Here is a 10404-nt window from a genome sequence, read left to right on the forward strand (position 1 = left end):
TAACCCCCAACTCGTCGCGGGAAGGGGGAAAATTCAAAGTCTCTCTCCTAAAAGGAGAGAGATTTAGAGAGAGGTTTTCCCCTCCGCCCCTCTGCCCCTCCGCCCCCCTGCCTCTTTTCCCCAATCCCCAAGCTAGAGCAAAACGACTATTATTATGGCTCTTTCAGCTTTTGACTTATTAAATATTACCTTTCACTCCTTAGGTAGGAACCCCTTGCGTTCTGCTCTGACTACTCTAGGGGTATTTATGGGTGTGGCTGCTGTCAGCGCTACGCTTCAAGTTGGTACTATTAGCCGAGCCGTGATCGCTCAACAATTAGCAAAACGAGGCGCACCTCAAGTTTCAATTTATCCAAACTGGGATGCTGGTGGTCAAACCACCCAACTCAAGTTGGAAGACATGGAATTTTTACGACAGCGAATGGTAGGCTTGCAGGCGATTAGTTCTTTTAATTGGGCTGGTTCTACGCCAACTGTATTTCAGGACAAGGAGTTTACTCCACCCATGTCACCTGTTTCCCAAGATTTTTTGTTGACTTCAGGGAAATCATTGGTGTCGGGACGGTTTTTCACGTCTGAAGATTTTGCCAACTACCGTCCAGTGATCGTAATCGATCAATTGCTGGCAGAACAACTTTTTGAAAAGCAGGAACCTGTGGGGCAGCTGATTTATGCTGGGTACAGGCCCTATATCGTTATAGGGGTGGTAGCGACTAGTCTAGATGAAAATGCACCCCCGGCGGGCCAACTGTATGTGCCGATGTCTATTTACAACGCTTTGACTGGTAGCCGCGATATCGGGAGCATCCAAATGCGCCCTTACTCACTTGAAGATGTGGAAGAGTTAAGCCAACAAGCAGAGGAGTTGCTGTTACAAAGATTTCCAGGTTACAAATTTAAATTTTGGAATAATGTATCAGATATCATCCAGCAGCAGCAAACTCTAGAGATGGCTTCCCAAGGTCTAACAGTCGTAGGAGCGATCGCACTGTTAGTTGGCGGTGTTGGAATTGCAAATATTATGATTGCCTCGGTAACTGAACGAACCGCTGAAATAGGTTTGAGGCGGGCGGTGGGTGCAACCCAACGGGAAATCATGCTGCAATTTATTCTAGAGGCGATGCTTTTAAGTCTAATCGGAGGGGCAGCGGGTCTGGGAATAGTGCATGGATTGACAGTTGTGGTTACTGATACCTTTAACTTGCCCTATGAGTTTGATAGCAGAATTGCAGTGCTGGCACTGGGTTCAGCGCTAGTGGTGGGAGTGGGAGCTAGTTTGTCTCCCGCCGTACGGGCTAGCCAGATCGACCCAGTAAAAGCTCTACGCTCAGGGTGATAGTAAAGGGACTTCCAGTTAAAAAAATATCCCGTCGTAGTGCTGCAAGGACTTGCGCCCCTACTTCACTGGAGGTGCATTGAAGCCGCAAACGCTTATTTGCTAAGATTTTCAGTGCGACAACATTGGAACAGGGCAACTTCTGATCACCATGCCAACATCTACAATTGACGATAAAGACGCAGCAGCTATCGAAGCTGCCAGAGTTGGGGTTGCTATATGCGATCGCACCGCCTGGGGACGCATCAAAGTCTCTGGCGACGATCGCCTTAATTTCTTACACAACCAAAGTACTAACAATTTCCAAATCCTCAAGCCAGGACAAGGTTGTGATACGGTTTTTGTCACTTCCACAGCGAGAACAATTGATTTAGCAACCGCCTACGTTAGAGAAGATGCAGTAATTCTGCTAGTTTCACCCAATCGCCGCCAATTTCTTATGGAATGGCTGGATAAATATATTTTCTATGCCGACAAGGTGGAATTATCTGATATCACAGAATACACCAACACCTTTAGCCTTATTGGCCCAGGAAGCGACGCTGTTTTAGAAAAGTTGGGTATTGGTGAACTCATTGGACAACCTTACGGTAGTCATCAAGTATACACCATTGCTCCGGCTGAAGGAGTGCGGGTTGCTGTGGGTAGTGGGTTAGCGGCTCCCGGATATACCTTTACTTTCCCTTATACTGACAAAGAAACGGTGTGGAATAAATTGTTAGAAGCTGGGGCAGTAGAGATGAGCGATCGCGCTTGGGATGCATTGCGAATCTTACAAGGCCGCCCCGCCCCAGATGCAGAACTTACAGATGATTACAATCCTCTAGAAGTTGGCTTGTGGCAAACAATTTCTTTTACGAAAGGTTGCTATATCGGGCAAGAAACTATTGCTCGATTAAATACATATAAAGGTGTAAAACAACACCTGTTGGGTATTCGCCTCAGTGCCCCTGTGGAAGTTGGAAGTGCGATCGCAGTGGGAGATGAAAAGGTTGGCAAACTTACCAGTTATACAGAAACCTCTGATGGTTACTTTGGGCTAGGTTACATTCGCACTAAAGCTGGTGGTGTCGGCTTAAAAGTTAAAGTGGGAGAAACTGAGGGTGAAGTCATAGAAATACCCTTTGTTACTCACGAATATCCATAAGCAATTCAAGTTAAAATATCTTCTTCTTTATTCCTAGTGCCGTAACAAAATTCATCTACCCAAGAAGCTATACTACGGGCATTTGTGGTTGGTAAATTCACTTTGCTCTTAACATCTTGTGGTTGAATATTCGGTTGTTTGCTGTTGCTTTTAACCTCAGTAGTAATTGCTAGCGATCGCACTGGTTTGCCATTACTATTAATTTCAGTGGTAATTGCCAACAATGCGCCTACAGGAATTCGGACAGATGGCGCATTGCTTTTAACATCACTAGCTAATGCTACAGATGGCATGGTTTTGGCTTTGCTATTAACCTCATCAGTCATTGTCGGCGCAGAGTGCAATCCTATTGGTTGATATTCCCTTAGAAAACCGGAGGATGGCGTTTTTACAGGAGTATCTGGAGCAATTTTAGTAGCAAATGCAACTACCAACTCAGGTTTGCGCGTGCGAACCACCTCAGTGCTAGCTGTAATTGATGGCACAAGTTGATTGGTGCGTGACAAGTTCGAGTCTAAAGTCTTGGCAAGAGAATGAAGCGCAATCTTGCTGGCAGTTACAGCTGATGACAGATGTTTATCCTCAGAATGCATCTCATCTGGCGACTCGCTTTCCACTTGGCTTGTAGCCATAGAATGTTCTGGTTTTATTAAACGTAACTCTTCATCAGGATTGAAGTTAAGACCTAAAGCAGCAACTATTTTATCTGGGTCGTTATTCAGATCCAGCATAAAAGAAAGTATTTCATCAAACTGAGGTTCTAAAACAGACAGCGTTGCCAAAATAAAACCGGACAAAGGACGGCGTAGGCCATCGTAAGTGCCCCAAATTCGCATTTTGACCAGCCAGGTAATATTTTGCCCGTAGTAAATAAGCCACTTTTGCTTTAAGGATTGACGCAGCTGCTGGATATTCATTGGATGCCTCGCTTCAGTCAACAAGATTGCAGACCCTGATATTGTTAATTAATTTGATTTCTGGGGATGAAACCGATAATAGAGCATCTGTTGGACTCTTTGACCACCTAGCAAATGATTTTCTATCAGTAGAGATACTTCATCGGGTTGAACGCCACTATACCAGACCATATCAGGTAATACCAGCACCATCGGCCCATTGCCACATTGTCCTAAACAGCTGGTAGCCGTTACCGTTACACCAGGGATTGGCAAAGCTGCAAAAGCTGCCAAAACTTTGACTGCACCTTGCTTTTTGCAGGTACGATTTTGACAAATCCGCACACATTTAGGAGAAGAGGGTTGGTCTATTATCGGAAAGTCTGATGGTTGAGTTATGTTTGTCATTTGTCCGTTGTCCTTTGTCATTTGTCATTCGTCAGTTGTCCTTTGGCAATGACCAATGACCAATGACCAATGACCAATGACCAATGACCAATGACCAATGACTAATGACTAATCTATTGAAAGTCCTTTTGAGGCTAGCCATTCAGGGTTGAATATCCGCGACTGGTATCGGGAACCACTATCACACAAGATGGTGACAATGGTATGTCCTGGCCCCAACTGCTTTGCTAGGGCGACAGCTGCGCCAACATTAATACCTGTTGAACCGCCCATTAACAGACCATCTTTCCTCAGCAGTTGGTAAACTACCCGTAAAGCTTCTTTGTCATCGACCTGAATGGCATCATCAGCAGGTGCGCCTTCCATATTGGCTGTGACACGACCATTACCAATGCCTTCGGTGATGGAATTTCCTTCTACGTTGATTTCGCCAGTTTTGACATAGCTGTAAAGTGCGCTACCCAATGGATCGGCAACAACGCATTTAATCGCCGGATTTTGTTCTTTTAAGTACAATGCCACACCAGCATAAGTACCACCAGTACCAGTTGCACATGTCCATGCGTCTATTTTACCATCTGTCTGCGTCCAAATTTCCGGCCCTGTGGTTTCGTAGTGGGCGCGGCGGTTAGCTAAGTTATCAAACTGATTCGCCCAAATAGCGTTTTCTAACTCAGCGGCGACTCTGCCAGATAGCTTGACGTAATTGTTTGGGTCTTTGTAAGGTACGGCGGGGATGGGACGAACTTCTGCGCCTAGTGCTTTCAGTGCGTCTATTTTTTCTTGTGACTGAGTATCGGGAATAATAATTAGGCATTTGTAGCCTTTGGCGTTGCAAATATGTGCTAGTCCAATGCCAGTATTACCAGCGGTTCCTTCTACAACGGTGCCACCAGGTTTGAGCAGACCTCTCTCTTCTGCGTCTTCGATAATGTAAAGTGCGGCGCGGTCTTTGACAGAACCGCCAGGATTGAGAAATTCTGCTTTAGCGAGAATTTCACACCCTGTTTCTTCACTAAAGCTGTTTAAGCGAATCAGAGGTGTGTTACCAACAGCGCCGACGAAGCCATTTTTAATATCCATTTTGACTTTACCTGTATGCAGTATCTATAAAAATTTTGGCTTATAGCGGTGGCATGATTGACATCTGATTTGCCTAAAATCCTATGATGCGTACACTACCAAACTTTACTCATATTCAAAATGAGCATTCCACCGTTCCAGTTTAATCCAGGAAGCATCAGGTGATCTATCTGCACCCTTTGATATATAGGAATCCGGTTTGATTTTTGAAAAGATACGTAGGGTGCGTTAGCGACAGCGTAACGCACTATTACCAGGGATTCGGTGCGTTACGGATTTCATCCTAACGCACCCTACAATACTGAACTTTGTTCAAAAATCAAATAGTAATCCTATAGCACACCTAAATCATTCGTAAATAAATCCATTCCCCATTCCCCATTCCCCATTCCCTATTCCCTATTGCTCACTCAAAATTGTGTAAGCATCATTAACTAAGTGCATTTTCTCTTGTGCTTGTTTTAGCAGTTGTGGCTGATTCACAAACAAATCTGGATGCCATTTTTTTACTAAAGTTCGATAAGCCTGCTTTACCTCAGCCTGAGAAGCGTTTGCTTGCAATCCTAAAATACTGTAGGCGCGAGTAATTTTATCTTTTTGTGCCTGGGTTTTTGGTTGATTGGGTGCTTTGTTGCTTTGAGTTGTATTTTGCTGTTTGCCGGTTTGAGAACCAGGCGATGTCTGACGATAAGCCTTAGGGTTACGCATCTCTGCTTTCATCCTTGCTATTTCTTCATTAAGTTCCCAATCACGAAATTTCGCCTCTACCTCTTCTGGACGAGGAGAGGGAGAAGCTTTTGGGGGTGGCGGTGGCGAAACAGATTCAACCCTTGTCTTAGTATTCTTTGCAGTATTTTCCTGTTGTTGCTTAACATTAGTATCTTTTTTAGGGGTTTGAACTCTCTCTGGCTGTGGTGAATACTTTCTATTGGTGTGGCTATATTTGGGTATTTCTTTATAAGGTTGGTGATTGGAGAGTATTTTGACTTTTTCTAACTCTCTTAATAACTGATTAAAACCGTTTTGCAACTGCTGTAAATTTTTGAGTTTATTAGTAATTTCTAACGGTTCTTGGCTGAATTCAAAACAAATTACTTTTTCGGCTTTCTGCTCATACTCAGTCAAAATCGATAACCCTTGACTGCTGAAACGAGATAAATAATCTTCAATTGCAGTTATACAAAGTTTAGCAACTTCCTGATGATAAGAATCCTTTGCTAATTGTTCGTCTTGCTTTTGGATATTCTTGTTTAACAAATAAGAAATACTCCCGACGACAGCAGCACCCACCGGGCCGCCTAACAACCAACCAATACCACCGCCAACAGCTATGGAACCAGGCTCGCTCAAATCATCAGTATTGCTTTGCTTTGAGGGTAATATTACTTGTGGTTCGCTAGGAAAGGGAATTAATAAATCTTGCGGTCTTTCTTCTTGGAAAAATTCGTAAGCTTGATAAAGCCATTTAATTGCAGATAATTGCAATTGAGTTAGGTCTTTTTTAAGGATGTTTATCTGCCAATTTTTAAAATTATTTTCTGCTAATGCAACTGCTGCATCAGCTTGGTATTTTGTGAGTAGTTTGGGTAATGCTAGCCAATCGCGTAACTCTTCCACGCTAGTAGTAAAACCTTTATAAATTAGGTTAGCGGCTTTTTGTTTAATTTCATTTTTAGTATTTTCTTTATCATTAAAATATTTTATTTCAATAGCAATCGGGTCAATTTTAGCTTTTAATGAGTGTTGGATTTGAGAAGCGATCGCTTGCACTCTTGGCAAACGCACATTACCACGATTTGGTTGCAAAATCCCTACAATATTTTGCAAAGCTGTTTCAAAAGCCGCTAATCCGCTACTATTGGCAGCAGCAACATCGCCTTTTAATCTGGCTCTTAAGGCAGGTAAAGCATCAACGCGATATAAATTACTAAAACCTGGAGGTAATTCGGCTCGAAAGCTTTCTGCAACAAACAACAGCCGATTTTGAACTTGTTTTTGCTCGTCGGGTTCGAGTAAGTTAATAAAATTGGCAACAAATATAACTGTTTTAATACCGCGATCTAATAGCCAATCTCGTAAGTTTTCCCGTTCACCTAAAGTCATCAATTTACGTGCATCTAATAATTGAATGACTAAATCTGCACTTAATAGTTGTTCTCGAATTAAATTATCTTGTTCATCTCTGTCATTTGTTCCTGGTAAATCGAGAAACTCTACACCTGTTTCTAAAAAGGGATGCGGACAAAAAACTTCTACAGATGCAACATCTTTTCGCATCTGTCTATTGCTATCAAGAATTGCAAATTGCTGTAAAACTTCTGTGCCACTGCGATAGATTTCTGTACCATCTACCAACATGATGCGAGTTCGCACATCAGAGCCATACTTGACAGTAATCGCTGCGCCTGTGGTGGGAATTAAATCAATTGGTAAGGTGCGATTCCCTAACATGGCATTCAGTAAGGTAGATTTGCCATGATTAAACGGGCCAAATACCGCAATCCGAAAGCTGGGATTAACCAGATGATTGCAAATGGTAACTATCTCTTGATGTAGTTGCGAATTACGTTCTAAATTCAGTAATGCAGATGCAGATTTGAGAGAATCTGCTAAATCTTTATAACCTTCATACTGTTGTTGCATAATTTCCCTATTCCTCGTTCCCAGGCTCTGTCTGGGAATGCAATTCCTTGAGGCTCCGCCTCATATTTTTATGGTTATGGGAGGCCGAGCCTCCCAGTAGGCATTCCCAGCTAGAAGCTGGGAACGAGAGTAATGAGATTTATCAACTATAGTAAGCTAATAAATTGCTATACGCCGCCTCAATTTTTTGCAACTGAGCTATTACATCTTCCTGTAAGTTTTTTAAACGGTTGAACTCACTCTCACGATTTATCTCGCGGGTTTGTTTCTGCTTGACTAGATTATCTAATTCTGATTTCCGAGATACAATATCATCGTTAATCCGCTTGCTTACTTCTCTTTCGTAAGAGTCAAAACACTCTTTCACGGCATTGTATACAACTTGAGATTGCTCATTTGCCACTTGTGGCAAATGTCTAATTAACTCTTTCTTCGCCGTTTTAACTAACTCTTTACGTGCTTGATCTGCTTGTAAAAATCCTACTCCCAAACCTAGCAGTGCAAACCCAATGGGGCCAAGAAAAATACCTGTCACTGCTGTAATTATTCCACCAACACCAATTACAGTGAAGTAGTTTAATAAAATATTTTTCCAATCAAATCCGGCTCCAGCTAGTGCAAAACCAGCAAGATTTCCCTTAGATAGCGATAACAATCCCATTGCCCATTTTGCCCAGCCGGGAGAGTTATCTTCTTCAGCAGTAGTAGCGGTATGTATCTTTACGTCTTGTCCGGTGAGCTTTTCTGTAATTTTATCTGTGACTTGACTGTAGGACGCGCCATATTGTGCTGCACTGCGAGAAAGCTCTTTAAAAGCTGCATTGATATCTTTTTCAGCAGTTAATGTCCAAGCAGCAGATTTATCCGTGATATATTGCTCAAAGGCTTTTTGCAGTGCGGTGTTAAATGCTTCTCGTTTACCACTACTGAGAAAATCAAACAGATTTAATTCCGGCTGATAGCGTAAGAAATCGGTTTCAAAGGTGTTACCTAAGTTTAAAACGTAGCTGCGGAAAGATTCGGAAATTGTTCTTGCTTGAGTGTCTCTTGTATTGATAATTTCTTTTTGGAATTCATCCCGGATACCTGTGAGTTTGTTAAACTCTGGTTCCACAGAATCAATCCGTTTTTTCAATTCATCTACATCTTGGTCAAGTAATGGTATGCGTCTAGCAACTGCTTCGCGGGTATGATTGCAGGCTTGTCTAGCTAAAGTTCTAACTTGACGGAGTTCTGCGATCGCACGTTCTCTGGTAAGAAAAGTATTAAGCGAATCCATAAACTTCGGAAAGCCAGTCCCCTCTAAATCAGCTTGGGGATTTTTCAGCCGTCGTCTGAGTGCTTGAATTGACGAAAGCTCAAACACGCGTTCGTCATAAATATTCTGACCTTCTACAGTACAATATTCTGCTAAATTTGCATTAAATACTTGCCGTAATCTATCTTCAGATGCTTTTAATTCTTCTACATCATCAGGATCAATCAATGATTCCCGCACCTGATCCCAAGCATTAATTAAGAAGAAAACTGTCAATCCTCGACCTTTGATATAATTTTCTAGGTAGCGACGCTCACCCAAGGTACAAGGTTGAGAAGCTCTCATCACAAATAAAATTGCGTGACAGTTATTTACATAACCTAAAGATAATTCGTTTCGCGCTTCGGTATCATTCAATCCTGGACTATCGACAATTTCAATTCCCTTCTCTAGTAGCGTTAAGGGATACTCAACTACTGCATAATCAACATCTGGAAAAGCTTGTTTTTTCTCCTGCTCTAACTTTTTTGCTTCAGTCGGATCAATAGTGTATTTATATTTAAAATTCTGAAAATCTAGCTGTTGCGGACTTTTACCATCATTAAAATGAATGGTAACTTTTTTCTCTGGCCCATAGCGTAGAACTGTTAAGACTGCGGTACAAGGATTAACATCGCTCGGTAATAAGTTTTCCCCAATTAAGGCGTTGAGAAACGTACTTTTGCCCCGTTTCATATCGCCCAGTACCAAAAGACGAAATACACCTTGCCGGAGGTTTTTACTAGCTACTGTAATATCTTCAATATCTCGCTCTAAACTGAGTTTTCCTGATGAAGAGTCTCCAGCCAACTCAGCTTTATTAATTGTTTCAGCTAGTTTACTCAAACATACAGAAATTTCCGATCGCACTTGAGCAACGCGTTCTAAGTCTTGGATAAATCTATCAGTTGCTACTTGATCACTCATCATAGTCACACCTTTATTAAAGATTGGTTTTTTTAGATTCCAAAAATAATTTGTAAGACATCCACCCCAGCGCACCAACAATAATAAACCCAGCCAGCACTGAGGCTATTCTCACTGCAACCAACGCCGCCACACCAAGAGCAAACAGCTTCCCACCGAGGATCACTTTTTTCATCCAAGGTTTCTGAGAGTTTTCTGGCTGATGCTTCACAGTTTGATGAAAAGCCGCATCGGGAGCATGGATGTCAGTTTCCATTTCCCGGAGTCGCAATTCAACTTCTCGTTCTCGAAGTACCCGTTCCCGGTGTTCAAGTTCTTTTTGGCGCTCGTTTTCAGATGTCATCGGTATCCACCCCGTCTAAGACAATGAAAAGATGTCAGTATTTGCTCGTTAATCATGCTGTATAGTAACTTACGTAAATATTTAAAAACCCCAGTAAAATTACTATTTTAATTTTCATTACCTGCTGAAACTTAAGCTGGAGTTAGATACCACAAAATACACCTACTTTCCTTAAAATTGTGGCGAACACGAATATTACCGTCTCAGCAAAAGAAGAATTTGCGTGAGAATAAGAAATATGGCGTTGCTCAATTAAAGTATGAATCTGCATGTAGAGACGTAGCACTGCTACGTCTCTACAAGGATTTTGGTATTATGCAAAAT

General features: G+C 42.1%; 8 protein-coding genes. 2 read left to right on the forward strand and 6 right to left on the reverse strand.

Annotated features, from left to right (window positions below):
- Positions 1 to 154: 154 nt before the first annotated feature.
- Positions 155 to 1336 (forward strand): ABC transporter permease, encoded by a 1182-nt coding sequence (locus VB740_RS33840; RefSeq protein WP_323204195.1) that lies wholly within the window; start codon positions 155 to 157, stop codon positions 1334 to 1336.
- 151 nt (positions 1337 to 1487) lie between these two features.
- Complete coding sequence (locus tag VB740_RS33845) at positions 1488 to 2483, forward strand: folate-binding protein (RefSeq protein ID WP_323204196.1); 996 nt, start codon at positions 1488 to 1490, stop codon at positions 2481 to 2483.
- 5 nt (positions 2484 to 2488) lie between these two features.
- Here VB740_RS33845 and VB740_RS33850 read toward each other — a convergent pair whose 3' ends face one another.
- From VB740_RS33850 to VB740_RS33875, 6 genes are all read right to left on the reverse strand, one after another.
- Complete coding sequence (locus VB740_RS33850; protein WP_323204197.1) at positions 2489 to 3400, reverse strand: DUF5331 domain-containing protein; 912 nt, start codon at positions 3398 to 3400, stop codon at positions 2489 to 2491.
- A 48-nt stretch (positions 3401 to 3448) separates the two neighbouring features.
- Complete coding sequence (locus tag VB740_RS33855) at positions 3449 to 3787, reverse strand: (2Fe-2S) ferredoxin domain-containing protein (protein ID WP_323204198.1); 339 nt, start codon at positions 3785 to 3787, stop codon at positions 3449 to 3451.
- A 108-nt stretch (positions 3788 to 3895) separates the two neighbouring features.
- Positions 3896 to 4870, reverse strand: coding sequence for a cysteine synthase A (locus tag VB740_RS33860; protein ID WP_323204199.1), 975 nt, complete (start codon positions 4868 to 4870; stop codon positions 3896 to 3898).
- Between the two features lie 399 nt (positions 4871 to 5269).
- Positions 5270 to 7513: a dynamin family protein gene (locus VB740_RS33865; protein ID WP_323204200.1), complete on the reverse strand. Its 2244-nt coding sequence runs from the start codon at positions 7511 to 7513 to the stop codon at positions 5270 to 5272.
- Positions 7514 to 7655: 142 nt separating this feature from the next.
- Positions 7656 to 9737, reverse strand: coding sequence for a dynamin family protein (locus VB740_RS33870; protein ID WP_323204202.1), 2082 nt, complete (start codon positions 9735 to 9737; stop codon positions 7656 to 7658).
- Between the two features lie 16 nt (positions 9738 to 9753).
- The gene (locus VB740_RS33875) at positions 9754 to 10080 is read right to left on the reverse strand and encodes a DUF3040 domain-containing protein (RefSeq protein ID WP_323204201.1); all 327 of its coding nucleotides are present in this window, start codon (positions 10078 to 10080) and stop codon (positions 9754 to 9756) included.
- Positions 10081 to 10404: the final 324 nt, after the last annotated feature.

It is taken from the genome of Nostoc sp. UHCC 0251, from assembly GCF_034932245.1.
Classification (GTDB): Bacteria; Cyanobacteriota; Cyanobacteriia; order Cyanobacteriales; family Nostocaceae; genus Nostoc.

Excerpts from the sequence above, each read along its gene's own strand:
- VB740_RS33840 (WP_323204195.1), top strand. The coding sequence starts at position 155 with ATGGCTCTTTCAGCTTTTGACTTATTAAATATTACCTTTCACTCCTTA.
- VB740_RS33845 (WP_323204196.1), top strand. The coding sequence starts at position 1,488 with ATGCCAACATCTACAATTGACGATAAAGACGCAGCAGCTATCGAAGCT.
- VB740_RS33850 (WP_323204197.1), bottom strand. The coding sequence starts at position 3,400 with ATGAATATCCAGCAGCTGCGTCAATCCTTAAAGCAAAAGTGGCTTATT.
- VB740_RS33855 (WP_323204198.1), bottom strand. The coding sequence starts at position 3,787 with ATGACAAACATAACTCAACCATCAGACTTTCCGATAATAGACCAACCC.
- VB740_RS33860 (WP_323204199.1), bottom strand. The coding sequence starts at position 4,870 with ATGGATATTAAAAATGGCTTCGTCGGCGCTGTTGGTAACACACCTCTG.
- VB740_RS33865 (WP_323204200.1), bottom strand. The coding sequence starts at position 7,513 with ATGCAACAACAGTATGAAGGTTATAAAGATTTAGCAGATTCTCTCAAA.
- VB740_RS33870 (WP_323204202.1), bottom strand. The coding sequence starts at position 9,737 with ATGAGTGATCAAGTAGCAACTGATAGATTTATCCAAGACTTAGAACGC.
- VB740_RS33875 (WP_323204201.1), bottom strand. The coding sequence starts at position 10,080 with ATGACATCTGAAAACGAGCGCCAAAAAGAACTTGAACACCGGGAACGG.